This is a genomic window from Paenibacillus sp. CR_12 (genome assembly GCF_041953985.1).
GTDB lineage: Bacteria > Bacillota > Bacilli > Paenibacillales > Paenibacillaceae > Paenibacillus_AQ > Paenibacillus_AQ lautus_A.
In genome coordinates, this window is sequence record NZ_JAVFHO010000005.1 from 536,257 (window position 1) to 562,642 (window position 26,386).

Sequence of the window (26,386 nt, forward strand, 5' to 3'; positions counted from 1 at the left end):
ACACGAATTTAATCCCCGGTATCCTTCCGAACACCGCCCTTACCTATGTAATCCGAAATTCAGGCAATAAAAAACCCCCGCTCTTCCAAGACTGAAAAAGCGAGGGTGACGCAATTGTTATTTCAACATGGCAACAACGATGGCCAAAATCATAAATCCTGCTGCAAGACCTACCGTTGTACGCTGCAGTACGAGATCCATACCGCGAGCCTTCGTTTTACCAAAAAGATGTTCCGCACCGCCGGAGATGGCACCGGCAAGACCTGCGCTTTTCCCTTTTTGGAGAAGAACGACAGTAATCAACCCGATGGAGAAAATAACGAGCAATACTTCAAAAAATACAACCATGACTTCCACCTCCTACGTATGTAAACATCTAAATTTATGATCTTAAGAGACATTCTAGATTCTACATGAAAAACAGCATTCTTATTGTACCACAGCTTTAGTGGCCTGACAAGAAGTGCGGAGAACAATCCCGACAGAAAATCTGCTCGGCCAGCCGGTTGAAAGTCGCCTAACATCGTCGATTGGCGGCATGGACTGACGCTTCATATCCGGCCACACTTTGATTCGCTCGCCAAAAAATAAATGGCCTGCCCCCTGCTGAGATGACAGACCATCCGTTTCTTGGCAGCAGAAAGCTGCATTATTTCACTCGGAACGACCCTGTGCTGATCGCGACTAGCTCGCCCTTATCGTTCGTTATCCTGCATTCCGTCGTGACCGAACGGTGCGTCTGATGCACGATGGTAGCCGTAACCGTAAGGACCCCGGCTCTGGCCGGCATGACAAAATGAACGTTCAGATTGCTTGTCACCGTCGATTCGCCGGGACGCTCCAGCATGACGGCAATGCCCATGGCGTTATCCATCAGTGAGGAGAGTACGCCGCCATGCACGATGCCCATCATATTCATATGATGAGGCTGCGCATCCAGCGTGACAACAACCGCCTCCGAGCTGGCTGACGCTAGCTTGCAGCCGAGATATCCCCAGAAGGTGGGCTCTGCCGCTTTGGTCATGGCCTCGATGTACGCTTCCCGGTCGAATTCCGGCTGCTCGGCCTTCGCGTCCGGGTTGACATTGGTATGATTCATCAGGCCGCCTCCTTTTTACTTCTGACATCGTTAGATACTGTATCCATTCCAGCGGGAGAACATGAATCGTTGGCGTACCTGCACGGCTGTTCTTTCGCTTCAGCCCGTTCTGCCTTCCTCTTCCTCCTCCAGCAGCTTGCGGCGCAGCACCTTGCCTACCATCGTCTTCGGCAGCGAATCGCGGAACACGTACTCGCGCGGCACTTTATAGGCTGCCAGCTGGCTGCGGCAAAATTTCTCCAGGCCCGAAGGGTCCGGAGACGCCCCATCCTTCAGCACAATATACGCTCTTACGGTTTCGCCGCGATAATCGTCCTTCGTTCCGACCACGACGGCTTCCTTCACGGACGGATGCTCATACAGCACTTCCTCGATCTCCCGAGGATAAATATTGAAACCGCTTGCAATGATCATGTCTTTCTTGCGGTCGATGATCGTAAAATACCCCTCTTCGTCCATCGTGGCCATGTCGCCCGTGAACAGCCAGCCGTTGCGCAACGTGTCGAACGTGTCCTCCGGCCGGTTCCAGTACCCCATCATCACCTGCGGACCCTTCACGATCAGCTCGCCAGGCTCGCCGACCGGCATTTCTTCACCAGTGTCGGGATCGACCACCTTGGCATCCGTATCCGGAACCGGGACGCCGATGGTGCCAATCTTCCGCCTTCCCCATATCGGATTCACATGGGTAACCGGGGACGCTTCGGTCAGTCCGTAGCCTTCGATCAGCCGCCCTTTGGTCAGCTCCTCGAACTTATCCTGCACCTCGACCGGAAGCCCGGCAGAGCCGCTGACGCAGGCATTGATCGAAGAGAGGTCGTAGTCCCTGATCTTGGGATGATTAATCAATGCGATATACATGGTCGGGGCGCCCGGGAAGAGCGTCGGCTTCATTTTTTTGATCAGGTTCAGGATCATCGTCACTTCGAATTTCGGTACCAATATCAGCATGCCCGCACGATAGATCGCCTGGTTCAGCAGCACGGTCAGACCGAACACGTGAAAGCACGGCAGAACGGCTAAATACCGCTCCTTCCCGTCCTCCACCTGAAAGCACCAGTTCGCGGACTGCACGGTGTTGGCGATCAGATTCATATGCGTCAGCATGACGCCTTTGGGAACGCCGGTCGTGCCGCCTGTATACTGGAGCAGGGCCAAATCCTTCTCCGCTTTCACGGATTCGCAGACGGGATCATTCGGCGCGCCCGCAAGCAGCTTTTTGAAGGCATGGACGCGGCTTCCATAGTCGACGACCGGAAGAGGGCCTTCCTTCTTGGCTTTGATCGGGTAGAGAAGATTCTTGGGGAACGGCAGATAATCCGCCACGGACGTGACGATCATATGCTCCAGTTCCGTCTCCTCGATGACTTTTTCAACGCGGGATACGAACATATCCATCGTAATGATGATCTTGGCACCGGAATCCTTCATCTGATGCGCAATTTCCCGCTCCATATAGAGCGGGTTGGTCATGACGGCCACGGCTCCGGCCAGCAGCACGCCATAATAGGAGATAACGACCTGCGGGCAGTTGGGCAGCATGATCGCTACCCGGTCGCCCTTCTTGATCCCTTTGCTGCGGAGCGCGTTCGCCATCCGGTAGGACGCATCCAGCAGACTTCTGTAATTGATCGTCTTTCCCATGAAATACAGGGCCGGACGATTCGGAAACTTCTGCGCCGACGTTACGAGAAATAATGCCAAATTCTGTTTCGGATAATCAAAAGCGGGGGCTACTTCGGGCGGATAAAACGGCAGCCAAGGCTTTGTATCCATACAAAACCAACCCTTTCCTAAGGAATGCTCCTTCTTTCCTACTCCAAGAAAAATCTCTCTCTTTTTGCGGTTACTTACGCATCGTATTGGCGTTGACGCTTAGTTACACCGTGTACCGCTCGTTCTTGACCACGCGGGCTGCGATGCTGCGCTTAAGGGCCACCGTATCGACCGGCGTGCAGCGCGTCAGCTTCTTAAGCACCGACAGCTGCATCCGCAGCATGTCGCCGGTTTCCACCGAAGCCAGCGTCTCTTTCGCGAGCGCTTCAATGCGCTGGAACGCCTCGTAAGCAAACACCTGCGTCATCTCGATCATGCTCGCTGCTTTCTCCTCCGAGGTGCGTTCGATTTGCTTGCGGGTGCGCAGCAATGCGCTTTCGAGGGCATAAATATCAATCATCATATCCGCCAGGTTGGACAAGGCCTCCTGCTCCTTCTCCAGCTTCGTGCCGAACTTCTGAACGGCCAGACCGCCGGCGAGGAGGAAAATCTTCTTGCTCATGTCCAGGAAATGCGCCTCCTGTTCCAGCGTTCCTTCAAAGGTTTGGCCCGGTACCAGCTGGAGCAGCTCCCCTTGCAGGCCTTGCGCTTTTTGCAGGAGCGCGATTTCGCCTTTCATCGCCTTCTTCACGAGCGTGCCCGGAATGAGGAGCCGGTTGATCTCGTTCGTGCCTTCGAAGATGCGGTTGATGCGGGAGTCCCGATAGATGCGTTCCACTTTATACTCTTGGATGTACCCATAGCCCCCGTGAATCTGCACCGCCTCGTCTGCCACGTTATCCAGTCCTTCGGAACAGAACACCTTGTTGATCGAGCATTCGATGGCATAGTCGGAGATCGCGGCCGCCGAGTGGATGCCTGCATCTTCGCTGTTGTAATCGATGTCCTGCATCGCTTCGTCCAGCAATCCTGCCGTACGGTACACCATGCTCTCCATCACGAAAGCGGTGATGTTCATCTCGGCGAGCTTTTTGCGCATGAGCGGAAACTGCGAGATCGGCGTATCGAACTGTTTGCGGGTGTTAGCATATTTCGCGCTCAGCTCGATCGATTCCTTCGCTGCACCGACGGTGCCCGCTGCCAATTTGTACCTGCCGATGTTCAGGATGTTGAAGGCGATCCGGTGGCCCTTGCCGATCTCGCCAAGCAGGTTCTCCTTCGGTACCTTCACGTCTTCGAAGAAGAGCGGACGCGTCGACGAGCCCTTGATGCCCATTTTCTTCTCCTCCGGTCCGAGCGTGAAGCCCTCCATCTCCTTCTCGACAATGAACGCGGTAAAATGCTCCCCGTCAATCTTGGCGTAGACGATAAAGATATCCGCAAATCCAGCGTTAGTTATATATAGCTTCGATCCGTTCAAAATATAATACTCCCCGTCGTCGGAGAGGCGTGCCGTCGTTTTGGCGCCCAGCGCATCCGAGCCGGAGGTCGGCTCCGTCAAGCAATAAGCCGCGATTTTCGCGCCGGTCGAGAGATCCGGCAGGTACTTCTGCTTCTGCTCGGTCGTGCCGAAGAACACGATCGGCAGCGTACCGATACCCACATGAGCCCCGAAGGAAAGCGCAAAAGACGATCCCTTCGCCAAGTTTTCGTTAATAATCGTGGAGCTGACTTTATCCAATCCGATTCCGCCGAACGGCTCCGGCACATCGGCTCCGAGCAGGCCCAGCTCGCCTGCTTTGCGAAGCAGGTCTACCGTCATCTCGTAATTCAGCTTCTCCAGCTCTTCATCGTGCGGCACCACTTCGCCGTCGATAAAATCGCGCACCGTCTCGCCGATCATGCGATGCTCTTCCGTAAAATCCTCCGGTGTCAGGATCCGCTGCACGTCCGGATTGTCGATGACAAAGCTGCCGCCTTTGATTTTCGGTTCTTTGGTTTGGTTATCGCTCATGATTGGTTTCCCCTTTCGGAATTGGAATAAGGTGGAGTGCAATGAAATGCCTTGGTGTTGCTGTGTGGTATCTTTTTCTGGGTTGAGCATAGATGGTGTATGTGTTACTGCGGCGCAATATTGGCGCTCCGCGTGCGGATTGTACTTCCGATCGCTGTTGAGTTTGGATTTCCAGGAATGGATCTATCAATAGTAGAAATCCAAACTCAAAGGCGACCGCTGCCGCTTCTCCAGTACAATTCCGCCCTCTCCGCTGGGCTGGCGCAGACTAGTTAATCCCCTAAGTTCAAACGCCTGCGACCGGTTATCCATGCACTCCCCTGTGGTTGGAGTGAGTGGTGCCGTGTCCGGTCGTGTACGGAGCGGACACGGGTACATCGTGCGCACTGCTCCCCGTGCGCACGATGCGTGGTCCGGGGCATACTTGGATTGGTCATCGACCCTGGTGATCTTGGCGGGCCACATTTCCCTCCTCGGGACTTGTTCCAGCTCTCCCCCAGTCAAGAAGGAGGCTACTTCCCTGGGCCTGACAACTGACAGGATTGGTTTTTATTTCAATAACGAACGAGTTACGACTCCTTCGGAAGAGGCAATTACGCCCCGGCTGCGTGCACCTCGAACACTCCCGCTGCGCCCATTCCGCCACCGATGCACATGCTCACGACGCCGTAGCCGCCGCCGCGGCGGGCGAGCTCGGAGACGAGGCTGACGGTCAGCTTGGCGCCGGTGCAGCCGAGCGGATGGCCGAGTGCAATGGCGCCGCCGTTGACGTTGACCTTGCTCTCGTCGATCCCCAGCGCGCGGATGATGTGGAGGCATTGCGAAGCGAACGCTTCGTTAATCTCGAACACATCCACTTGATCCAGCTCGATGCCCGCCATGCGCAGCGCCTTCGGGATCGCTTCGACGGGGCCGACGCCCATAATCTCCGGCTCCACGCCGGCCAGAGCAAACGATTTGAAGGTAGCCAGCGGGGTAAGGCCCAGCTCCTCGGCTTTCTCGCGGCTCATGACGGCTACCGCCGCCGCGCCGTCGCTCGTCTGCGACGCGTTGCCCGCGGTAACCGAGCCGCCGAGGGCAAAGGCCGGCTTCAGTCTGGCCAGCACTTCCGGTGTCGTGTCCGGCCGAACTCCTTCATCCGTATCGATGGCTAAGGTTTTGCTGAGCACTTTGCCCTGCTCATCGGCGGCAGCCAGCGTTACGTTCACCGGTACGATCTCGTCCCGGAACTTGCCTTCGGAGATAGCGGCTGCGGCCTTGCGGTGGCTGCTGGCCGCGAAGGCATCCTGCGCCTCGCGGGTGATGCCGAAGCGGCGTGCTACCTCCTCCGCCGTATGGCCCATGCCGATGTAAACCTCCGACATCTCTTCGACGATCGTCGGATGCGGTGCCGGCTTGAAGCCGGTCATCGGCACATGGCTCATGCTCTCGACGCCGCCGGCGACGATGACCTCGGCATGGCCGAGCATAATGCGTTCCGCAGCAAAAGCGATCGCCTGAAGTCCGGACGAACAGAAGCGATTGACGGTCAAGGCCGGCACCGTGACCGGATAACCCGCATACAAGGAAATAATCCGCGCAACGTTAAGGCCCTGCTCGCCTTCCGGCATCGCGCAGCCGAGGATAATGTCCTCGACGTCCTCCTTTTTCAGGCCCGGCGCACGCTCAATGACGGCTTCCAGTACGGCTTTGCCGAGATCCTCTACGCGCGTCTGGGCAAAACTGCCCTTCTTCGCCTTCCCCACCGGGGTGCGAGCAAGGGATACTATGACTGCTTCTCTCATGCCATTCACCTCATCAACTAGAAATGGTTGGATCCAATACCGATATGATTGCTGGCCGTTCATCGGCCTTGAAATGAGTACGTAACGGGTGGAACTGATTAAAGAGGCGCCATCACCCAAACATCCAGCAGTGCGGACAGTTTGCCGCATGTACCGTATGCACGTTTGATTTGGCAAATCGCACGTTGCGGATGATAGCTGATCTGTTAGCTGTGAAGCTTTAAGGACTATACCAACATTATCGTTCGTATGTCCTGATTGCTTTTCAAGATGCCGAAGGCAAGGAGAGACCGGAAGGCAAGACGCTCAAAATTGCCAAGGAAGTACAGTCCAAGCTGAATCGCCTTAATTCCGCAGCGGCTTGCCTTTTGCCAGCATATGCTGCATGCGCTGCTGGGTCTTGGCCTCCCCGAGCAGGCTGAGGAATGCTTCTCGCTCCAGGTCGAGCAGATGCTGCTCGCTCACGACCGTTCCCGCAGGGACGTCGCCGCCCGTCAGGATATGCGCCAGCTTCTTCGCGATCAACAGATCGTGATCGCTGATATAGCCGCTTCGCTTCATGTCGATCGCGCCCATTTGGAGCACGGCCCGGCCATCGCGGCCGACAACGCGGGCTTTGCCCGGCTGCGGCGGGACATAACCCGCCCGGTCCATCGCTAACACGGCCTGCTTCGCTTCATGGATCCGGTAATCCTGATTCATGACCACCGTATCCCCGCTGCGTCCATACCCCATGCGGATGGCTTCATGTCCGCTGGTCGATGCCTTGGCCATCGCCACCATCTCGAAGATTTTGTTGATCTCCGGCTGGAGGTCGCTGTCCTTGTCGGGATGGCGGTTGCTGGTCATCAGCGCCAGCTCCTTGCAGCCGCCGCCTGCCGGTATCAGACCTACCCCCGTCTCCACCAGGCCGAAATAGGTCTCCGCCGAGAAGATGATCCGGTCCGCCGGCAGACACGCCTCCACGCCGCCGCCCAGCGTCATCCGGTGAGGCGCGGCCACAACCGGCTTCTCCAACCCCTTCAGCTTCATCATGCTGCCCTGGAACAGACGGATGATGTCATCCACCTCATCCCAGTCGCCGCTCTGCGCTTCCATCAGCATGAGCATCAGGTTGGCGCCGACGCAGAAGTTCCGGCCTTCGTTCGCCAGCACCAGTCCGCGGTAATTGGCCCTGACCTCTTCCACGCTCTGCTGAATCATGACCAGAATATCGGCGCCGATCGCGTTGTTCGGCGAAGTGAATTCAAGGCACGCAACGCCATCCCCAATATCGATCAGATTCGCCCCCGTATTCGAGCGGATGATCCGGTTTTGCGATTTGAGCGCTTGCAGCGAGATCAGCTCAGGCTGAACCTCAACGCCTTTATACTCGCCTTTGAAATAATGGAACACCTCGCCGTCCTTCTCTTGATAGAAGGACTTGTTGCCTGCGGCAACCCACTCCTTCACCCACGCCGGGACGGTCACGCCCTCTGCTTCCATGCGCTGCACGGATTCCGGCAGTCCGATCAGATCCCAGGTCTCGAAGGGACCGAGCTCCCAGTTGAAGCCCCATTTCATCGCGTTGTCGATGTCCTGGATGGAATCGGCGATCTCTCCCAGCTTGCCGGCCGCATAGACGAGCACTTGCTTCAATACATTCCAGGCCAGCTCCGAGTAACGATCCTGCGTTCCCAGGAAAGCCTTGATCTTCCGCTTGGCTCCCTTTACCGCTTTGGCGGCTTCGATGGAAGCGGAGCTCACTTTGGCGCTCGGATTGTACTCCATCGTGGACAGATTGAGCGATAGGATTTTGCTGCCTTGATCGCCTTTTACTTTTTTATAGAAGCCCTGGCCGCCCTTTTCCCCGGTCCAGCCGCGAGCGACAAGCTCATTCATGACGTCAGGCACCGTGAACACGTCTTTCTCCTCGCCGTCCGGTACGGAGTCGTACACGTTTCTGGCCACATGGACAAACGTATCGATTCCTACCAGATCCAGCGTGCGGAAGGTGGCGCTCTTTGGACGTCCCAGAACGGGACCCGTGGCCGCATCTACTTCCTCCACGGTATAGCTGTTTTTCACCATCTCCTGCAGCGTGACCAGAAGTCCGTAGGTGCCGATCCGGTTCGAGATGAAATTCGGCGTGTCCTTCGCAAGCACAACCCCTTTCCCAAGGCGCTTCGTGCAAAATTCAACCATGAACTTCGTAATGTCCGGATCGGTATCAAAGCCCGGAATAATCTCCAGCAGCTTCATATGACGCGGCGGATTGAAGAAATGCGTCCCCAGGAAGTGGCTGCGGAATTCCTCGCTGCAGTCTTCGACCATCGCATTGACGGAAATGCCCGAGGTGTTCGTGCTGACGATCGATCCTTCCTTACGCACGCCTTCAATCTGCTTGAAAATGCTCTTTTTGATTTCCAGGCGTTCCGTAACCACCTCGATGATCCAGTCCACATCCTTCAGCAGGCTTAGATGGTCCTCGGTGTTTCCCGGCGTGATCCGGCCCGCAAAATCAGCGCTGTAGAGCGGAGCGGTGCTTGATTTAGGCAGAGCCGCAATCGCTTTGGCGGCAAGCCTGTTTCGTACCTTCGGATGATCCAGCGTCAGGCCGGCCTTCTCCTCCTCGGCGGTCAAAGAATTCGGAACGATGTCGAGCAGCAGGCAGGGAATGCCTGCGTTGGCAAGATGGGCGGCGATCCCCGATCCCATGACGCCTGAGCCGATCACGGCGGCTTTAGTGATGTTTCGACTTGCGACCCCGGAACCGCTGACGGCTTCTTTGGTAATGGTATTACTCATTGCACAACGACCTCCTGTTCATGGATTTCGGATAGACCGAATACGGATAACTCCAGAATTTCCGCAATATCTCGCGTTTTCACGCTTTCTTCCACTTCCTTCAGCTTCGTGCCGTCCTCCAGCATCGTCAGGCAGAACGGACAGGCGGAGCTGATCATCGTCGGAGATACGGCCAGCGCCTGCTCGGTACGCGCCAGGTTCACGCGCTTGCCTGCGTCCTCCTCCATCCACATCTGACCGCCGCCGGCGCCGCAGCACATCCCGTTCTCGCGATTCCGCTCCATCTCCAGCAGCTCGACGCCGGGAATGGCGCGAAGCACGCTGCGCGGCTGATCGTATACGTCGTTATACCGTCCCAGGTAGCAGGAGTCATGATAGGTGATTTTCTCCTGAACCTGATACTTGGGCTTAAGACGCCCTTCCTTCACCAGTTGATCCAGCAGCTCCGTATGGTGGACGACCTCAGCCTCCAGTCCAAATTCCGGATATTCGTTCTTGAAAATATTGAAGGTATGCGGGCAAGCCGTGACGATTCGTTTCACATCGTATTTCTGAAACGTCTCGATGTTCTCCATGCACAGCTGCTGGAACAGAAATTCATTGCCCATCCGGCGCGGAGTGTCGCCCGAGTTCTTCTCCTCGTTTCCGAGAATGGCGAAGTTGACGCCCGCTTCATTCATGAGCCGGACGAAGGCCCGGGTGATCTTGCGGCTGCGATTGTCGTAGGAACCCATGGAACCGACGAAGAACAGAATGTCGAAGTCCGGATTTTCCTTCACGGTCGGGATCTTCAGATCCAATGTCCCTTCCGGGTCGACCTCCTTCACCCACTTGCTCCGGTCCGCGCGGCTGATTCCCCAAGGGTTGCCTTGTCGTTCGATGTTTTGCATGGCTCGCTGGCCTTCCTGCGGCACGCTGCCCTCCATCAGAACGAGATGTCGCCGGAGATCCACGATTTTGTCGACATGCTCATTTGCGACCGGACACTGATCCTCGCAGTTGCGGCAGGTCGTGCACGCCCAAATCTCTTCCTCGGTCATGACGCCGCCGATCAATTGAATATCCTTCGGGTCTACGCCCTCGACTTGGTGCCAGGAACGCTTCTGCACATCCATCGTCGGTCCGATGTCGGTGATGCCCTCGCCCTTCCAGCCGACAAGCGCCAAATCCGTTGCGCCCATGGAGTGGACGCCCGGCGACCCAAACACGGAGGCAGGCATCCACGCCGATTTGGAGGTGAGCGCGGCACCTTTTTCCGTGAGATGATCCCTCAGCTTCACGATCATGTGCATCGGCGACAGCAGCTTGCCCGTGTTCGAGGCCGGGCACACGTTGGTGCATCGTCCGCATTCAACGCAGGCATAGAAATCCAGCATCTGCTTTTGCGTGAAGTCCTCGATTTTGCCTACCCCGAACTCCTCGGCTTCTTCATCCTCCAAGTCAAGCTTGCTGAGCTTGCCCGGGGGATCCGTGCGACGAACCAGAATGTTGATCGGCGCCGTAATGAGGTGAAAATGCTTCGATTGCGGCACATAAATAAGGAAAGACAGCAGAATCAACAGGTGAAGCCACCAGAATACGTAATAACACACCGTTACAGCCACCGGCGGCATCCAGGCAAACGCGGCCGCGATACTCGAGGAGATCGGTGCCATGGCCGACCACGCCAGACTTTCCACGAGCCGTTCAAAGGCCATCGTCATCAGCACCGAAGCCATCAGCGTGGTGATGAAAAACACGACAATGCTTGGCTTCCAGCCTCGCTTGAGCCGTTTCAGCTTCTCGCCATAGCGGCGATATGCCGCATAACCGATGGCCAGCAGAATCAGCGCAACCGTAATCTCCTGCATGAGGATGAAGCCCGCATGGCCCGGAATCGGCAAGCTGTGACCCGACAGCCCTTTCCAGATGATATCGAGCGCCCCGAACTGCAAAATGATAAATCCGTAAAACACGATAAAGTGCATGATGCCGCTCTTGCGGTCCTTAAACAGCTTGCTCTGTCCGAACACCTGGATGGCGAACTGGCTCAGGCGCTCCCTCAGATCCTTCTTCAGATTCGCCGGCTTGCCCAAACGGATATACAGGTAACGGCGATACACCACGGTGGCGAACATGTACACTGCCCAGCCCGTGATCAAGACAAAGAGCAGCGCGTTGATTAATGTTGGAATCATCCCTCTCAGCCCCTTGCGTTAAAAGATCCTTCTTCCACACCCTTCATTTCGTCTCTGCAGCGTCCAATTCTACAGCTCCTGTCACTCCTTCCAAAACCGGCTCGTCATTGTGCCAAGATTGGGACAATATATGAAGCGCTTTCATTATAGAGACAAAAATAAGACCTCCACATCGTGCCGTGCCGACCACTCTAAACCGAACATCATGACTGCTAGCTGCATCTCTTCATCTGTACAACGCTACATCCGTATTTGTGTACTTGCCTTTCGGATACCCAGCTATTCGTTTCTTCCGGTTAAACTGCCGTCTATTGCTCTGATATGAACGCCTTATTCTGCTGCTCTTCCAGGTCTGCTTCATCCATTTTACGCGTCATCGATAACCCATCGTTGACAATGACATGAACGTATTTTATGATGGATACAAGAAATGAATGAGTATTCATTCATAATTTTAACTGTATTCTAACACCGGGGTGAGCATATGACAAGTAAAAAAAATGAAAAATACCACCTGATCCTCCAGGGCGCCCTGAAAGTTTTTGCCGAAAACGGCTATCACCGGTCCCAGGTATCCAAGATCGCCAAGGCTGCCGGCGTGGCCGACGGCACCATCTATCTGTACTTTAAGAGGAAGGAGGATATCCTGATCCGCCTGTTCCAAGAAAAGCTTGGGGAGCTGGTCGGCAAATTCCACGAAAGCGTGGAAGGAACCACGGACGCCGTGGAAGCGCTACGGACGGTGTGCAGCATCCATTTCTCGGAGCTGGAGAGCAATCCCGAACTTGCATATGTCACGCAGATTGAGCTGCGGCAGAGCGATTTGGAGCTGCGCAAGGAAATCGGCAGCGCGCTCAAGCCATATATCGTACTGATCGAGAATATCCTGGAACAGGGCATCCAAGAACAGAAATTCCGTTCCGATCTGAACGTCAAGCTGGTCCGCAACCTGATTTTTGGCGCGATGGACGAAGCGGTAACCTCTTGGCTGATCTCCGGCCGTAAATATTCGTTGTCCGATCAAGCGGATGAGACGCTAAGCTTTTTTCTGAGCGGTGTTTCCGGCGGACAATAAGTCCTGCTGATATTCATATTGAAGGGAGAGTTTAACCGATGAAGATTGTGGTATTGCTTAAACAGACCTTTGACACGGAGGAAAAAATCACGATTGAGAACGGATCGATTGCCGAGGATGGGGTGAAATTCGTCATCAATCCGTATGACGAATATGCGGTAGAGGAAGCCGTGAAGCTTCGGGATGACCACGGCGGCAGCGTGACGCTCCTGTCCGTCGGACCCGATCGCACGGCAGAAGCCCTCCGGACCGCCCTTGCGATGGGGGCGGACGATGCGGTGCTGATCTCCGACGAACGGATTCCGGACGATGAATATGCGGTATCAAAGGTGCTGCATGCGTATTTGTCCAAGGAAAGCCCGGATCTGATCCTCGGCGGGAACTTCTCCGTGGACCGCGGTTCGGGCCAAGTGGCCATCCGCCTGGCACAGCTTCTCGGCATTTCGCACACCGGCTCCATTACCAAGCTTACGCTGAACGGGACCACCGCTGAAGTGCACCGGGATGCGGAAGGCGATCTGGAAGTGCTTGAAGTCCAGCTGCCGGCCATCTTCACCGCACAGCAGGGATTGAACGAACCCCGTTATCCGTCGCTGCCGGGCATCATGAAGGCCAAGAAGAAGCCTTTCCAGACGCTGACCCTGGATGATCTCGGGTTATCCGAACCCGACATTCAGCCGGCAACGAAGCAAAGCGAGCTGTCCTTGCCGCCGGAGCGAAGCGCCGGGCGCATTCTGAAGGGGGAGCCTGCCGAAGTGGCGCATGAGCTGGTATCCTTGCTGCGAACGCAGTCGAAAGTGATTTAATAAAAGGACAAATTGAACCTGCGAATTCCTTCGATTCTCATCGTTGAATGCGGTTACATGACAGCGGCAGCGCCCCTGCCATCGTGCCTTATGTATTCTGATTGTATGGTTTACGGGATGTCCGTCATGCACGCTTTTCGCTTAATGCGTCTTGGAAATCGGGGCAGCAGCGATTGTAGGAATGACCCGCATTCGCTTTGGACGCTCAGGCTGGCCGACATCGTATAACTCTCTTTACTTTCAACCCCAAATGGATCTTAGGAGGTTATGATATGAGCAAAACGATATTAGTGTATGCCGAGAACCGGGATGGGAAGCTGCGTCAGGTTGCTCTCGAGACGCTTGGCGCTGCCCGTTTAATTGCGGAAGATGGCGACAGCATCCGTATTCTGGTTGCGGGCTCCAACATTACGGAGGCCGTATCGGCCCTGAACGGCTATGGTGCCGATACCATCTATACCGTCGAGCATGAGGATCTGGAGAGCTATAATCCCGAAGCTTATATGGCCGCCATCGAAGCGGTAATCCGTCAGGCACAGCCCGATGCCGTCCTCTTCGGACATACGGCCATCGGCCGCGACTTGGCACCGCTGGTGGCCGCTTCCTTGAATGCCGGACAGATTTCCGACGTCACCGCCATTGACAACGAAGGCGGAGAAGCGGTATTCACGCGTCCGCTCTATGCGGGTAAAGCCTTTGAGAAACGCGTCTTTCAGAACGGACCGTGGGTGGTCACGGTTCGACCGAACAATATTCCCGCCGCGGAAGCCATCGAAGGCGCCAGCGCCGGCATTGAGGACATCGCTTACCCGGCTCCTTCCCTGCGCTCCGTGATAAAGGACGTTGTCCGCAAAACCACGGGAAAAATCGACCTATCGGAAGCCAAAATCGTCATCTCCGGCGGGCGCGGCGTGAAGAGCGCGGACGGCTTTAAGCCGCTGGAGGAGCTCGCCGACCTGCTCGGCGGGGCGGTCGGCGCATCGCGCGGCGCCTGCGATGCCGGCTACTGCGATTACGCGCTCCAGATCGGGCAGACCGGCAAAGTCGTCACGCCCGAGATCTATATTGCCTGCGGCATCAGCGGCGCGATCCAGCATTTGGCGGGTATGAGCCAATCCCGGGTCATCATTGCCATCAATAAGGACCCGGAGGCGCCCATCTTTAAAGTTGCCGATTACGGCATCGTCGGCGATCTGTTCGATGTCGTCCCGCTGCTGACGCAGGAATTCCGCAAGGTGTTGGTATCCTAGGATTTCATAACGATTTATCATATTCAAAAAAAGGCTGCTCCAAAAGGTCTGGGAACCTGGAGCAGCCTTTTACTTCATAAGTTTTGCGCCTGCAGCATCCTTCGCCTATAAAGCATTCCGAAGGACTACCACAACTGAATGGGAACAGGCACTAGCCTGTCCCCTTTAAGAACCAAACCGTTTCAACAGCTTCTGCCGATGCGCCGTAAACGCTTCTTCCAGCGAAATATCATAGAGATCCGCCAGAAGCGAGATGTTGCCGAGCACGTCGCCGATCTCCTCGACCAGATCCTGCTTGAGCCGTTCCCTCGACTGAACCTCCTCATCGGGGCGGTCCCTGCCGATCTCATAAGCGCGTACGGCGCGCGCCGTTTCCCCTGCTTCCTCCATCAAAAATCCAACCCGGATAAAGGGACCGTACCCGGCCCAGCCTCTTTCACCGTAGAACTGTTTAATCCATTGCTGCGCTTCATTCATATCCATGACGTGTGTTACCTCCGCGATTTCTTGGGATGACTGCATCCTTCTTTTTACACAATCCGAGATTAAATCCATGATAAAACGAACATGCATGCCATAAAATAAAAAGGTGCCATGTCGGCGCCGAAAGGATATGCCGAGCATTCCATGACATAAATCACTATATATAGTATAATTACTCGAACGAAATATCAACATCTGGGTAAGGAGTGTGCAAATTGAAATCCATATGCGTATTTGCAGGATCGAACATGGGCGAGCATCCGGACTATAAAGCAAAAGCGGCCGAACTTGGCAGGCATATTGCCCACAACCAATACAAATTAGTGTACGGCGGCTCCAACATCGGATTGATGGGTGAAGTAGCCAACGCCGTATTGCAAAATGGCGGCGAAGTGATCGGGGTCATGCCGAGAGGGCTGTTCAAGGGGGAAATCGTACATACCGGGCTGACCCAACTCATTGAAGTAGCCGATATGCATGAACGCAAAGCGACGATGGGCAAGCTGGCCGACGGGTTTATCGCCATGCCGGGCGGTTTTGGGACCTATGAGGAATTGTTCGAGGTGCTGTGCTGGTCCCAAATCGGAATTCATCAGAAGCCGATCGGGCTGCTCAGTATCCGCGATTATTTCGAACCGTTCATGAAGCTGATTCAGTACAGCATTACCGAGGGCTTCTCCAACTCCTCTCACTTGAACCTGATCAACATGTCCGATGATCCGCTCAAGCTGTTAGAGCTCATGGATAGCTACACGCCTCCGACGCTGGACCTGAAGTGGAAGGACCTGGATTAAGGGTGACTTGAGGGTCTTGAGGGTCTTGAGGGTCTTGAGGGTCTTGAGGGTCTTGAGGGTCTTGAGGGTCTTGAGGGAAATAGCGCGCTCTAGGGAAAAATCCTTGGGTACAAAAATATGTTGTAGGCTATGACGAATCGGCGTGGCCTGCCGTCATTCAAAAATGCACCGGAATCCCGGTGCATTTTTATTTTTTCCCATAGAAATAGAGGCGATCTTACACGAACCCGCCGTTCACGCGCAGCGTTTGACCCGTGATCCATTTCGACTCCTCGCTGGCCAGAAACAGCACGACACCTGCAATATCAGCCGGTTCCCCCAGACGCCCGAAAGCATTCATATTGACAATCCCCGCAATCTGTTCCTCCGATTTGCCAACGGTAAATAGCTCCGTATTAACCGGCCCGGGCGCCACTGCGTTAATCGTGATCCCTTTAGGCCCGAATTCCTTGGCCAGCTGACGCGTAAACTGCTCCACAGCTCCCTTCGTCCCTGCATACACGCTGTAAGTCGGGAACATCTGCCCAGCGACCGACGTCGAGAAATTGATAATGCGACCGCCCGAATTCATATGGCGAAAAGCCTGCTGGATCGCAAAATAAGTCCCCTTCACGTTAATCGCAAACTGCTGATCGAAATCCTCCTCCGTCATGGCCGCAATCGGCTTGGTGGTCATGATGCCGGCATTGTTCACGAGGATATCGATTCCGCCATAGGCTTCGATCGTTTCACGAAACAGCCGTTCGACCTCCGCTACCTGACTAATATCGGCTTGAATGGCTCGTGCTTCGCCGCCGCCATGCTTAATGAGGCCCACCACTTCCTCGGCTTTAGCCGGACTGCTTGCATAGTTTACGACAACCTTGGCTCCGTTCTCCGCAAGTCTCTCTGCAATTTCTCGCCCGATGCCTCTCGATGCTCCCGTTACGATTGCTACCTTGCCCGATAAGCCCTTTGTCATGATAAAACCTCCCGCATATGAATTGAGATACACGATTATTGCCCCAGATCGATGTTCTGATCTGCAACTTCTTATTATTAGTAATTTGATTATATGTTGCCCAATAACAAATTACAAGTGACAGATTTATAATTTTGTCATTCGTAAACGAACCAAAACAAAAAAGACGCTATCCCATGCGAGTATCGCCAAGAATAGCATCTTTTTTACATAGGGAATGATCACATTCTGCTAGCCCAACAATGCGCAGCGGCATTCATTATGACGGCGGTTGGCCGTATCCCTATTCCCGCTAACCGTTCATCGAAATCCCGGCCAACAATAACGTCCACACCGACTCAAAGGCGGCTTCGATCCCATCCGAAGTCCATTGATAGGCATGGGCCGGATGGTGAAACAAGGAGGTGGCCATGAAAAAAGCCTTCGCCGCCGACTCCGGCTGGCCTGGCTTGAATTCACCGGCTCGCATCCCTTGATCCATGATCTGGGCGATCTGCCCGATTAACAAATTCACATGCGTATCAATGATCTTGACGGCTTCCAGCGTCACGGACGCGTACATGGCAAACATCTCGGGATCCTCGAGAACGTAAGTCCGCTTAGCCCGGATCAGGGTATCCGTCCATAACCGCAAGCGATCGGTGGCGCTGCCGTCCGTCCCGTCTGCAATGATCTGCAGCGGCTCCGCAATCCGCTGAAGCCACCGCTCCGTGACGGCTTCTCTGAGAGCGGCCTTGCTGGGAAAATGCCGATACAGCGAGCCGTGGCTCACCTGCAGCGCTTTGGCCACATCGACAACCGAAGTTTTGTCTGGGCCATAACGCCGAAGCGTCTGCTCAGCCGCATCTAATATAGCTTCTTTCGTTAGTGGTTGGTCATGTGCCATAGGTTCATGAGCATCGGGGTTTACGTTAACACCCGACCGCCCACCATCACGCCCCCTCTCTGTTGAACACATTATAGCAAACAACCTCATCATATCAATATTGAGTTTTTGTCATTTGTCCTTCCCGCCATGAATACCATTCTCCGTGCTCCTGCAGGATTGAAGCATACATGGGATCAATGAATACGACAGATCCTGCTGCTCTGGCCAATCACCATCCCCAGAAAAAAAGGAAGCCGGCACATTGCCGGCTTCCTCGCTTCTTGCCTTCTCAAGCTTCTATATCTTGCGAATGCTTAGCAGCGAATTGCCGTTCTTCATAAATTCATAGGGTACTTTAACTTCCGCTACCCGCAAGCCTTCTGCCTCCAGCTCATGAATCAGACGGTCCAAATGGACGTAGCGGCTCCCCGATAAATCGGTCAACGGGAAGATGCGCACCTCTTCCGAGGCCACTCGCAGCAGCTCCCGAACCGTCTGGACATGAAAGTCATAGTCCAATCGGTCGCTGTACATGAACAGAAAATGGGCGGACAGCACCAAATGAAACTGTTCGTTATCAAAAGGCAGCTCCGGCAGTACCGCAGCGACATAGCGATCCGGAAACTCCCGCATATCCCTAACGCAATCGCGGAGCGCTTGCTCGCGATGCCGGCGGAGCCCCTCCACATCCCCGTAATAATCCCAGACATAATTGCTTTTTGCCTGCTCCATCGTTTCCATGGCATGCCCGATATCCTGCAGTCCCTTGGCCTCCAGATCATCCGGTTTGTGATCATAAGCAATATCGCTTGCCGTTATATCGAGACCCTGCTTCGAACCGTGAGCGGTGAACGAACACGCGCCGGAAGGGCAATCCAGCACCCTTTTACCGGCAAGCTCCGGCATCTTCAAATCAAACATGTGCGCGTACTCTTCAAACGTGCGGCCAATGAATACAACCCGGTCCAATTCCTGCTTGGTCTTACCTCTACTCCGCTCAGCTTTACTCATCTCTTCTCACCTCAGCTATAGATTGGCTGCGGATGCGGCAGCTCCTGCACACTCCGCAAGGATATACTACCATAATATGGGGTAAGGGAATTGGAATATTATGATCCCTGCCTGTTCTTTTTAAGAAAATCTATAACATCATCTAAGTCATCCGTTTTCAAGACGATTTCCTTATCATTCACCAATACAATAATCGGAAATCTGGTTAGTCCTATAGCATCCGCCCTTTGCCTGCCGGTCTCGTCCCTTACATTATGCAACATGGCAGCCTGCAAAACCTCTCGATCGGCATCGGACATACGGACCTCTTCACTCCACCATGCAACATGCGTCTGCCCATTCGGCCCTTTCGCGGCATTTGCATCCTCGTAGGAATAATGAATTCGTAATTCATCTTCTTCCGCCAGCAGATTCTCAGGCACAGCTATCGTGCTTAATCCAGAACAACCAATCACCGTCACCAAGACGAACCCGGTTAGAACGCTCTTAAACTTCAAAAACCCGTCACCCCCTAATGCACCCGTTCTATTTATACTATAATATAGATAACTAACTTTCTTCGGAGGGGATTTCCTTATGCTATCTTATCCTGCGGCTACGACCAGAGAAGAGAAAATGAACATCATTCATCACATCAAAGACCGGCTGCTTCACTTGCACGGCGATGACATTCTGGCCATCGGCCTGTACGGTTCGATTGCGCAAGGAATGGATGGCCCTTACTCGGACATTGAGCTTCGGGTTGTTACGCAGGACGGAGTCTCCCTGCCCGGATACGAATTCATATATCCCCCATTCAAAATCGAAATCGGAATGAAACAGAAACAGGACATCTTCAAGGCTGCCGCGTCAGTGGATGACTCCTGGGCAATTAAAGCCGGCGCCTATGTACACCTGCAGGAAATCTACGATCCGGGGAACCTGCTCGCCGAGATTCGGAAGCTGCCCCTTGAAGTTTCGGACGAGGCGATCAAAGAAACGATGCGGGAATTCATGATTTGGGAGCCCTACGAAACGATGGGCAAAATCCGAAACAACGTCCAGTCCGGGAACCTTAACTATCTCCCGCTTGGCGCTAAGGACCTGACCTGGCAGACGGCCAAGCTGATTGGGCTTGCCAACCGAACCTTTTATCATACTAGGGCCCGGACGTTGGAGGAATCCCTTACCCTCCCATCCCGACCTTCCGGTTATGACGAGCTGGCACAGTTGGTCATGCGCGGACAGCTTCTCCAAATCGATCATGTCTATGAACTCTGCGAGCAGCTCTGGACCGGACTAAACGCATGGTATGAACAGATGAATATCGAATATAAATTAAAGGAGCTTCCATTCTGATGGAGGCTCTTTTGTTAGGTAGGGAGCCATCGTTCTCAATCTTATATTGACACATGTCATATTCTGGAACTACGCTGTGTAAGGGCCTATTTCTTACATATGATGAAAGATCACACCGCGAATGACCCTGAATGATCCTAAAAGGAAGTGAGTATTGATCATGCAAATTCAATTGAGCAGACCGCCGGACCGCAGAACTCCTTATTGGCTGCCGCTTACAACCATCCTGGCCGTCATACTCTTTATCTCCCTCATGCTGTGGTTCGAGAAGCCGCCGGAAGCCAGAAAGATCGATGCACCCGCAACCGAGTTCTCGGCGGAACGCGCCATGGCACATGTCGAGCGGATTGCCCAAGAGCCCCACCCGATGGGGTCCCCTGCCAATGCGGAAGTCCGGGCTTATTTGGTGGAACAGATGAAGCAGCTCGGCTTGAATCCGGAGGTTCAGGAGTTTAATGACCGTCTGACAACCAAGTACGTCGACGCCGACGTGCAGCTTACGAACATTCTTGGCGTCATTAAAGGAACCGGATCGGGGAAACCGCTCCTACTGATGTCGCACTATGACTCAGTCTCTACCGGCCCCGGGGCGAATGATGCTTCGGTCAGCGTAGCTTCCTTGCTGGAGACGGCAAGAGCGATCCAGGTCGGAACTCAGCCGCAAAATGACATCTGGATCCTGCTGACAGACGGGGAGGAAAGAGGCCTGCTCGGTGCCGAAGTGTTCTTTCAGGACCCGGCGCACCGCGAGATCGGCATGATTGCGAATTTTGAAGCCCGGGGATCGAAGGGCTCGTCCTTCATGTTCCAGACCAGCGACGGCAATGGACGGATCATTGAAGAATATGCCCGGGCCGTATCCAATCCTGTCAGCAACTCCCTCTTGGTGGATCTCTACAAACAACTGCCGAACGATACCGATCTGACGGTGGCGCTGGAGCATGGCCTCCCGGGACTGAACTTTGCCTATGGCGACGGGTGGGCAGCTTACCATACCCCGATGGACAACACGGAGAATGTCTCCCTTGAGACCATGCAGCATCAAGGCGAGAATGCGCTCGCCATGGCAAAGCATTTTGGCAATCTGGACTTGGCTGACCTGACCTCCACAGGCGACCGCATCTATTTCAATCTGTTTGGTTTGCTGGTTCACTACCCTGCGCAATGGGCGATTCCGATCACTGTGGCGATCGCAGCGCTATGGCTGGCTTTTGCTTGGTTGTTTGCCCGCTTCTCCCTGCTTACCGTTAAGGGAAGCCTGATCGGGCTCGGAACTCCGATTCTGGCCGTCGTGCTCTCAACCGCGCTCAGCTATGGCTTGTGGACGCTCATCGATGCGTTGTGGGCAGGCAAAATGACGCAGCCTACAGGCGCAACCTACGATTCGCTTCTGTACAGCGTCAGCTTTGTGCTGGTGACCCTCATCGCTCATGTCGCGCTTACCCGCTGGGTGGTGCGAAAAGCAAATGAAGTGGAGATGCTGCTTGGCGGCGCACTCCTGTTCCTGCTGCTGCTCATCGGCTCGACCTGGCTTCTGCCGGGCGCAAGTTATTTATTCGCGATACCGCTGCTGGTTCATTTCGCGGCTCTGACGTGGGCGGCATTTACCCGGGACCCGCGCGAAACCTTAACCCATCCGGCCGTCGTGTTGGGAACGTCGCTTATCCCGGTTCTGATGTTCACGTCGGTCTTTCACATCGTATTCCTCCTGCTCCCGCCGGGGATTCATCTGTTCAGCGTTGTGCTGATCGGACTGATACTGGCCCTGATGTCCCCGGCAGTCCGAATGCTCGCGCATTCTTGGAAATGGGTGCTGCCGGCTGCTTTCATCGCCATCGTTGTCCTGCTCGGCATCGGCTGGAGCCAAGCTGAACCCGGGCCGGATCGACCGGTTTATGAGAGCCGATAGGGTTCCCCTAGAGCAGCTGATAGTTGTTACACCTGATAAGTGCACTCTATCCTGCATGCCAAACAAGCAAACGCGAACACCGCGTTTGCTTGTTTTTTTACATTGAACAGCCCAGCCCCCGTTACTTCACGATGTCTTGCCAATGCGTAGGGAGCTCATACGTCTCCAGATGCTTGTATTCTACCAGCTTCACCATACCGCCGGGAATCGTCGGAGCGACCTCAAAGACAAGGCGGTCCTTGCCCACCGGGATATGGGGGCCGACCACCGGGCGCGCCTCCAGCGTGATGACGAAATGAAAGCCGCGGAATCCGTTCACTCTCTTCACTTGAATCACGTCCACGAAGTAGGGATAGACAACCGGAAGCTCCTTCAACGTATGGCTATAATGCCGATCGACCACTTCATCGATATGGGGAAGCAGAAACAGCATCAGTATATCTTGATACTGCAGCTGGGCACTATCCTTTTTCGGTGATGTATAATCGGTCACCTCGGCATGGGACGGCAGCGGCAAGCCGAAAATCGTGACGACGGCAAGGATCAGGCTGATAAAGCATTTGTTCATGTTCCTCTCTTCGCACCTCCTGCCACAGCTCTTATGGATTAGGTTCTCCCATCCGATAAGATTGATGTAACGCCATCCGAAACGAACGTGGTCTGCCATATGGATGAATCAAGTTACGTACGATATGATAGGTGGAAGGAAGCTATCGATTCGGCACATTCCTTCCTCTCGGCATGCCTTCGGCGCATACGATCAACACCGACGGGAGGATATACATCATTAAGAAAAAAAGGATTATGACCATGTCTGCAGCTATTATCGCTTTACTAGCAATCATTATAATTTCAGCCAGCTTCTACTTTTATAACGTCGCTATTGCCCGGGCCGACAAGGCCTTCCTGAACGGCAACCCGGACCTGGAAGCCAACTCGAATATCGACAATCCCTTTGCGGACAGCAAGGATTGGTGGGCCAGGCAAAGCTTCGAGGAATGGAGTCTTACCTCAGACGACGGCTTGAAACTGCATGCGTACTATTTACCTGCCGAAGTGCCTACGGATAAAACCGTCATGATCGCGCACGGATACTCCGGCCATTCGGAGCAGATGAGCGGATTCGCCCAAATGTACCATGAGGACCTGGGCTACAACGTCCTGCTTCCCGACGCGCGTGGCCATGGAAAGAGCGAAGGCGATTACATCGGCTTCGGCTGGCCGGAGCGGATGGATTATCTCAGATGGATTGAACGTGTCATCCGGCATACAGGGAAAGACGCCCAGATTGTCCTGCACGGCGTGTCCATGGGCGGGGCAACGGTGATGATGACCAGCGGCGAAGAGCTTCCGCCCCAGGTAAAAGCCATCGTCGAGGACTGCGGGTATACCTCGGTCACGGATGAGCTGACCTATCAGCTGAAGCGCATGTATAAGCTTCCATCCTTCCCGCTGGTTCAATCCACGAGCCTGCTCACCAAGATCCGGGCCGGATACTCCTTCGGCGAGGCATCCGCGCTGGAGCAGGTGAAGAAATCCAAGACGCCGACGCTGTTCATACACGGCGGCGGGGATCTGTTCGTCCCTACCGAGATGGTGTATGAGCTGTACGAGAACGGTCCGGAGCAAAAGAAGCTGTTCATCGTCCCCGATGCAGGCCACGGCCTGGCACGCCAGTTCGATCCAGAAGGGTACGACCGGGAAGTGAAGGAGTTTATCGGCACGTATGTGCAATAAATTGAAAGAAGAGCAGTCCATGCGGACTGCTCTTTTTCGGTGAGGTGAATATACCCCTGATCAGCTTTGCGGTCACAATTAAGCCCATGTTGGTGAGCTATACCCTTTGAGCGAACTCAGGTTTAGAACATAAATGTTGGATGCATGATATGAGACCACTTGACCTGGTTTCCCTCAGAGATCAACTACATGTTCCTGTTTAGATTCAGAATCATGCTATAATTAGAATATTCTGTAAACAAACATTGTTTTTGGAATGAGTAAATAAATTAAAAGGTTTTTAGTTCCATTGTTGAAAGGATGGATTCTTCATGGTTGTTGGAGTACAAGAACTCATTTTTTTTATCATTATTTTAGCAGCAAATTACTTACTAATTTACCTGATTGTTAGTAATGCTATTTCAAATTCAGGGTTGAAATCGGAAATGGATAGTCTCAAGAACGAATTGAAAGATATAAAGAAATTGCTAGCAGATCATTCGGCAAAAACTTGGGGATCGTAAGAATAAAGAAGAAATCTAAATGCTACCTCATTCATTGTTAGCGATTCGCGTTAGAAACTTAACTCAATCTAAAACAGACCCGGCAATTCTGCCGGATCTGTTTTATTGAGGTTTAAAGTGAGCACCCTCTCAATGAAGGAAGCCAACAAAAAAGCAAAGTAGAAACCGAGACAGAGCTTATGCGCGAAGAATATCATTCGCGGTTTCTTCATTAAATACCATCCTAGCGCTGAATGCCCGGTCTTTTTCCCTCAGCCAGCATGCCGTTAATGCTCTCGATCAACTGCGGCAGCTCGCTCATCGTCCGGATCGCAAAATCCGCCCCGTTACGGATAAACGTTTCCTCGGTTTTCGAGATCGCGGCTTCCCGGTCCGACTCTGACAGGGCATGAAACTCTTCCAAGCCCAAGCCCATTTCGGAGCTGCCGATAGCAACGCCAACCGACCACACGCCTGCGTTCACGCCTTCTTTCACGTCGGAGACGGTATCGCCGACCTTAACGACTTTCCATGAAGCCGATAATCCAAGAAACTCCATGTTCCGGTAGATCATGTAGGGGTAAGGTCTTCCTTGGGAGCGCGTGTCATCCGGCGTGAAATAAACATCCGGGCTGTACCCCTTTTGCCGCGCATTGGCAACCACGACCTCCATCATGCCGCTCGTATAACCGGTCGTGGAACCGATTTTCAAGCCTTGCGCCTTCAGCGCTTCAACCGCCTCAATGACACCTGGAATCGGGTCCGTGTACTCGGATAAGGAGACCATCAAGGCCGGCTCGAATTCCGCATACAGCCGTTCTACATCCTGCTCACCGAAAGCTCTGCCGTACTTCGTCTCCCATAGCGCAGACACTCTCGGCATAGACAGCATGGCACGAATATGGTCGATCTTCAGCATCCCCATTGGTGCTCTCGCTTCCTCCATCGTTACCTCAATACCCGCATTCTTGAAAATATCGACAAACACGTTCACGGGCGCAAAACATCCAAAATCCACGGCCGTTCCAGCCCAGTCCAATATAACGCCTTCAATTCGGTTCATTGTGCCGTCACCCCCATATATTCTTCAATAATCGTACATAATTGCTCGATATCCTGTTCATAGATCTCCCCGATATTCCCGATGCGGAAGGTATCCACGTCGGTCAGCTTACCCGGGTAGATCACATAACCTCTTTCTTTAATATAAGCGTAAAAATGCTCAAAGCTGAACCCTTCGTTCGGGAATAAAAACGTGGTGATGATCGGGGATTGTTTGTCATCGGTGATATACGCCCGGATGCCGATCTGCTCCAATCTCTCCCGCAGCAGTCGATTGTTATTCCGATAACGGCTGAACCTGGCAGGGACGCCGCCTTCTTCATTCAGCTCATCCAACGCTTTGGAGAAGGCCGCCACGACATGGGTCGGCGAGGTATAACGCCATTTGCCGTCCTTGTCCATGCCCTTCCATTGGTCGTACAGGTCGAGCGACAGGCTGCGCGCAATCCCTTCGCAGGCCGTAAGCTTCTCCAGCTTGGCGATCACGAAGCCAAACCCCGGAACGCCTTGAATGCATTTATTCGCGCTGCTGATCAGGTAATCGATGCCGAGCCCCTGAACATCGATCTCCATGCCGCCAAAGCTGCTCATCGCATCAAGGATGAGGGTTTTTCCATATTCCCTGGACAGCTTCGAGATCATCTCCAGCGGGTTCAGAATGCCGGTGGTCGTCTCGCAATGAACCATCGCGATATGCGTAATCCGCAAATCCTCATGGAGTATGTCCCGCAGCTCATCCTCGCTTGGATGTTCATCGTAATTCACCTTGTACTCCGCGTAATTCAGTCCGATGTACTCCGCCATCTTCACGATCCGCTCGCCGTAGGCGCCGTTCGTTACGATCAGTACCTTATCGTCTTTCGAAATGGCGGACGTCATGACGGCTTCGACGGCAAACGTGCCGCTTCCCTGCATCAGCACGGCGGTATACAGCTCTGGATCCGCTCCGGCCAGTGCCAAGAGCTGCGATCTGATTTTTTGCGTTATCGATTTGTATTCATCATCCCACGTGCAGCGGTCAAAGAGCATTTCCTCTTTTACTGTCTTGGTTGTGGTCAAAGGTCCCGGTGTCAAAAGCTTGTAGGTTTTCATG

General features: G+C 54.0%; 24 protein-coding genes. 8 read left to right on the top strand and 16 right to left on the bottom strand.

The window, feature by feature from the left end; genetic code table 11:
- Nucleotides 1-117: 117 nt before the first annotated feature.
- The 8 genes from secG to RB297_RS21085 all read right to left on the bottom strand — a co-directional run bounded on the left by secG (nt 118) and on the right by RB297_RS21085 (nt 11,517).
- The gene (gene secG / locus RB297_RS21050) at nt 118-348 is read right to left on the bottom strand and encodes a preprotein translocase subunit SecG (protein WP_009593367.1); all 231 of its coding nucleotides are present in this window, start codon (nt 346-348) and stop codon (nt 118-120) included.
- A 301-nt stretch (nt 349-649) separates the two neighbouring features.
- Nucleotides 650-1,099 carry a PaaI family thioesterase gene (locus RB297_RS21055; RefSeq protein WP_375121352.1) on the bottom strand — a complete coding sequence of 150 codons (450 nt, stop codon included), beginning with the start codon at nt 1,097-1,099 and terminating at the stop codon, nt 650-652.
- A 99-nt stretch (nt 1,100-1,198) separates the two neighbouring features.
- Nucleotides 1,199-2,875 carry a long-chain-fatty-acid--CoA ligase gene (locus RB297_RS21060; RefSeq protein ID WP_375121353.1) on the bottom strand — a complete coding sequence of 559 codons (1,677 nt, stop codon included), beginning with the start codon at nt 2,873-2,875 and terminating at the stop codon, nt 1,199-1,201.
- 103 nt (nt 2,876-2,978) lie between these two features.
- Nucleotides 2,979-4,769, bottom strand: a complete 1,791-nt coding sequence (locus RB297_RS21065; RefSeq protein ID WP_375121354.1) for an acyl-CoA dehydrogenase family protein — start codon at nt 4,767-4,769, stop codon at nt 2,979-2,981.
- 186 nt (nt 4,770-4,955) lie between these two features.
- Nucleotides 4,956-5,234: a hypothetical protein gene (locus RB297_RS21070; protein ID WP_375121355.1), complete on the bottom strand. Its 279-nt coding sequence runs from the start codon at nt 5,232-5,234 to the stop codon at nt 4,956-4,958.
- Nucleotides 5,235-5,362: 128 nt separating this feature from the next.
- Nucleotides 5,363-6,553 (bottom strand): acetyl-CoA C-acyltransferase, encoded by a 1,191-nt coding sequence (locus RB297_RS21075; RefSeq protein ID WP_375121356.1) that lies wholly within the window; start codon nt 6,551-6,553, stop codon nt 5,363-5,365.
- Nucleotides 6,554-6,898: 345 nt separating this feature from the next.
- Nucleotides 6,899-9,340 (bottom strand): 3-hydroxyacyl-CoA dehydrogenase/enoyl-CoA hydratase family protein, encoded by a 2,442-nt coding sequence (locus tag RB297_RS21080; protein WP_375121357.1) that lies wholly within the window; start codon nt 9,338-9,340, stop codon nt 6,899-6,901.
- On the bottom strand, nt 9,337-11,517 hold the full coding sequence (locus RB297_RS21085; RefSeq protein WP_375121358.1) for a (Fe-S)-binding protein: 2,181 nt from the start codon (nt 11,515-11,517) through the stop codon (nt 9,337-9,339). The genes RB297_RS21080 and RB297_RS21085 overlap by 4 nt, the downstream gene beginning before the upstream one ends.
- Before the next feature lie 484 nt (nt 11,518-12,001).
- On the opposite strand from RB297_RS21085, the gene RB297_RS21090 reads away from it, so the two are divergent.
- The 3 genes from RB297_RS21090 to RB297_RS21100 all read left to right on the top strand — a co-directional run bounded on the left by RB297_RS21090 (nt 12,002) and on the right by RB297_RS21100 (nt 14,648).
- Nucleotides 12,002-12,592 carry a fatty acid metabolism transcriptional regulator FadR gene (locus RB297_RS21090; protein WP_009590197.1) on the top strand — a complete coding sequence of 197 codons (591 nt, stop codon included), beginning with the start codon at nt 12,002-12,004 and terminating at the stop codon, nt 12,590-12,592.
- A gap of 38 nt (nt 12,593-12,630) precedes the next feature.
- Nucleotides 12,631-13,398, top strand: a complete 768-nt coding sequence (locus RB297_RS21095) for an electron transfer flavoprotein subunit beta/FixA family protein (protein WP_009590186.1) — start codon at nt 12,631-12,633, stop codon at nt 13,396-13,398.
- Between the two features lie 272 nt (nt 13,399-13,670).
- On the top strand, nt 13,671-14,648 hold the full coding sequence (locus RB297_RS21100; protein ID WP_096774907.1) for an electron transfer flavoprotein subunit alpha/FixB family protein: 978 nt from the start codon (nt 13,671-13,673) through the stop codon (nt 14,646-14,648).
- A 165-nt stretch (nt 14,649-14,813) separates the two neighbouring features.
- Here the strand turns inward: RB297_RS21100 and RB297_RS21105 are convergent, their stop codons facing one another.
- Nucleotides 14,814-15,131, bottom strand: a complete 318-nt coding sequence (locus RB297_RS21105; RefSeq protein ID WP_096774908.1) for a MazG nucleotide pyrophosphohydrolase domain-containing protein — start codon at nt 15,129-15,131, stop codon at nt 14,814-14,816.
- A 215-nt stretch (nt 15,132-15,346) separates the two neighbouring features.
- Between RB297_RS21105 and RB297_RS21110 the strand changes: the two genes are divergently transcribed.
- Nucleotides 15,347-15,925 carry an LOG family protein gene (locus tag RB297_RS21110; RefSeq protein WP_304149299.1) on the top strand — a complete coding sequence of 193 codons (579 nt, stop codon included), beginning with the start codon at nt 15,347-15,349 and terminating at the stop codon, nt 15,923-15,925.
- A 217-nt stretch (nt 15,926-16,142) separates the two neighbouring features.
- Here RB297_RS21110 and RB297_RS21115 read toward each other — a convergent pair whose 3' ends face one another.
- From RB297_RS21115 to RB297_RS21130, 4 genes are all read right to left on the bottom strand, one after another.
- Nucleotides 16,143-16,886, bottom strand: a complete 744-nt coding sequence (locus RB297_RS21115) for an SDR family oxidoreductase (RefSeq protein WP_375121359.1) — start codon at nt 16,884-16,886, stop codon at nt 16,143-16,145.
- A gap of 292 nt (nt 16,887-17,178) precedes the next feature.
- On the bottom strand, nt 17,179-17,772 hold the full coding sequence (locus RB297_RS21120; RefSeq protein ID WP_375121360.1) for a TetR/AcrR family transcriptional regulator: 594 nt from the start codon (nt 17,770-17,772) through the stop codon (nt 17,179-17,181).
- Between the two features lie 279 nt (nt 17,773-18,051).
- Nucleotides 18,052-18,765 (bottom strand): SAM-dependent methyltransferase, encoded by a 714-nt coding sequence (locus RB297_RS21125; RefSeq protein WP_375121361.1) that lies wholly within the window; start codon nt 18,763-18,765, stop codon nt 18,052-18,054.
- Nucleotides 18,766-18,863: 98 nt separating this feature from the next.
- Nucleotides 18,864-19,262, bottom strand: coding sequence for a hypothetical protein (locus tag RB297_RS21130; RefSeq protein ID WP_375121362.1), 399 nt, complete (start codon nt 19,260-19,262; stop codon nt 18,864-18,866).
- Between the two features lie 79 nt (nt 19,263-19,341).
- Here RB297_RS21130 and RB297_RS21135 point away from each other — a divergent pair, with 79 nt between their 5' ends.
- A complete protein-coding gene (locus tag RB297_RS21135; RefSeq protein ID WP_036664886.1) occupies nt 19,342-20,103 on the top strand; it encodes a kanamycin nucleotidyltransferase C-terminal domain-containing protein in 762 nt (253 codons plus the stop codon).
- 160 nt (nt 20,104-20,263) lie between these two features.
- A complete protein-coding gene (locus RB297_RS21140) occupies nt 20,264-22,012 on the top strand; it encodes a M28 family peptidase (RefSeq protein ID WP_375121363.1) in 1,749 nt (582 codons plus the stop codon).
- A gap of 121 nt (nt 22,013-22,133) precedes the next feature.
- On the opposite strand, the gene RB297_RS21145 is transcribed toward RB297_RS21140, so the two are convergent.
- Nucleotides 22,134-22,580 (bottom strand): DUF3888 domain-containing protein, encoded by a 447-nt coding sequence (locus tag RB297_RS21145; protein WP_213579938.1) that lies wholly within the window; start codon nt 22,578-22,580, stop codon nt 22,134-22,136.
- A gap of 236 nt (nt 22,581-22,816) precedes the next feature.
- Here RB297_RS21145 and RB297_RS21150 point away from each other — a divergent pair, with 236 nt between their 5' ends.
- Together RB297_RS21150 and RB297_RS21155 are read left to right on the top strand one after the other, a co-directional pair.
- Entirely contained in the window at nt 22,817-23,749 is a 933-nt protein-coding gene (locus RB297_RS21150; protein WP_375121364.1) for an alpha/beta hydrolase, read from the top strand.
- Nucleotides 23,750-24,060: 311 nt separating this feature from the next.
- Nucleotides 24,061-24,252: a hypothetical protein gene (locus RB297_RS21155; RefSeq protein WP_375121365.1), complete on the top strand. Its 192-nt coding sequence runs from the start codon at nt 24,061-24,063 to the stop codon at nt 24,250-24,252.
- Between the two features lie 223 nt (nt 24,253-24,475).
- On the opposite strand, the gene phnX is transcribed toward RB297_RS21155, so the two are convergent.
- Both phnX and phnW read right to left on the bottom strand, forming a co-directional pair.
- On the bottom strand, nt 24,476-25,294 hold the full coding sequence (gene phnX / locus RB297_RS21160; RefSeq protein ID WP_375121366.1) for a phosphonoacetaldehyde hydrolase: 819 nt from the start codon (nt 25,292-25,294) through the stop codon (nt 24,476-24,478).
- Complete coding sequence (gene phnW, locus RB297_RS21165; RefSeq protein WP_375121367.1) at nt 25,291-26,385, bottom strand: 2-aminoethylphosphonate--pyruvate transaminase; 1,095 nt, start codon at nt 26,383-26,385, stop codon at nt 25,291-25,293. Before phnW ends, phnX begins: the two co-directional genes overlap by 4 nt.
- Nucleotide 26,386: the final 1 nt, after the last annotated feature.

Coding starts and splice junctions, on each gene's coding strand:
- RB297_RS21090 (WP_009590197.1), top strand. CDS start 12,002: ATGACAAGTAAAAAAAATGAAAAATACCACCTGATCCTCCAGGGCGCC.
- RB297_RS21070 (WP_375121355.1), bottom strand. CDS start 5,234: ATGTGGCCCGCCAAGATCACCAGGGTCGATGACCAATCCAAGTATGCC.
- phnX (WP_375121366.1), bottom strand. CDS start 25,294: ATGAACCGAATTGAAGGCGTTATATTGGACTGGGCTGGAACGGCCGTG.
- RB297_RS21065 (WP_375121354.1), bottom strand. CDS start 4,769: ATGAGCGATAACCAAACCAAAGAACCGAAAATCAAAGGCGGCAGCTTT.
- RB297_RS21085 (WP_375121358.1), bottom strand. CDS start 11,517: ATGATTCCAACATTAATCAACGCGCTGCTCTTTGTCTTGATCACGGGC.
- RB297_RS21055 (WP_375121352.1), bottom strand. CDS start 1,099: ATGAATCATACCAATGTCAACCCGGACGCGAAGGCCGAGCAGCCGGAA.
- RB297_RS21100 (WP_096774907.1), top strand. CDS start 13,671: ATGAGCAAAACGATATTAGTGTATGCCGAGAACCGGGATGGGAAGCTG.
- RB297_RS21080 (WP_375121357.1), bottom strand. CDS start 9,340: ATGAGTAATACCATTACCAAAGAAGCCGTCAGCGGTTCCGGGGTCGCA.
- RB297_RS21115 (WP_375121359.1), bottom strand. CDS start 16,886: ATGACAAAGGGCTTATCGGGCAAGGTAGCAATCGTAACGGGAGCATCG.
- RB297_RS21060 (WP_375121353.1), bottom strand. CDS start 2,875: ATGGATACAAAGCCTTGGCTGCCGTTTTATCCGCCCGAAGTAGCCCCC.
- secG (WP_009593367.1), bottom strand. CDS start 348: ATGGTTGTATTTTTTGAAGTATTGCTCGTTATTTTCTCCATCGGGTTG.
- RB297_RS21135 (WP_036664886.1), top strand. CDS start 19,342: ATGCTATCTTATCCTGCGGCTACGACCAGAGAAGAGAAAATGAACATC.
- RB297_RS21155 (WP_375121365.1), top strand. CDS start 24,061: ATGGTTGTTGGAGTACAAGAACTCATTTTTTTTATCATTATTTTAGCA.
- RB297_RS21150 (WP_375121364.1), top strand. CDS start 22,817: ATGACCATGTCTGCAGCTATTATCGCTTTACTAGCAATCATTATAATT.
- RB297_RS21120 (WP_375121360.1), bottom strand. CDS start 17,772: ATGGCACATGACCAACCACTAACGAAAGAAGCTATATTAGATGCGGCT.
- phnW (WP_375121367.1), bottom strand. CDS start 26,385: ATGAAAACCTACAAGCTTTTGACACCGGGACCTTTGACCACAACCAAG.
- RB297_RS21125 (WP_375121361.1), bottom strand. CDS start 18,765: ATGAGTAAAGCTGAGCGGAGTAGAGGTAAGACCAAGCAGGAATTGGAC.
- RB297_RS21140 (WP_375121363.1), top strand. CDS start 20,264: ATGCAAATTCAATTGAGCAGACCGCCGGACCGCAGAACTCCTTATTGG.
- RB297_RS21095 (WP_009590186.1), top strand. CDS start 12,631: ATGAAGATTGTGGTATTGCTTAAACAGACCTTTGACACGGAGGAAAAA.
- RB297_RS21105 (WP_096774908.1), bottom strand. CDS start 15,131: ATGGATATGAATGAAGCGCAGCAATGGATTAAACAGTTCTACGGTGAA.
- RB297_RS21075 (WP_375121356.1), bottom strand. CDS start 6,553: ATGAGAGAAGCAGTCATAGTATCCCTTGCTCGCACCCCGGTGGGGAAG.
- RB297_RS21145 (WP_213579938.1), bottom strand. CDS start 22,580: ATGAACAAATGCTTTATCAGCCTGATCCTTGCCGTCGTCACGATTTTC.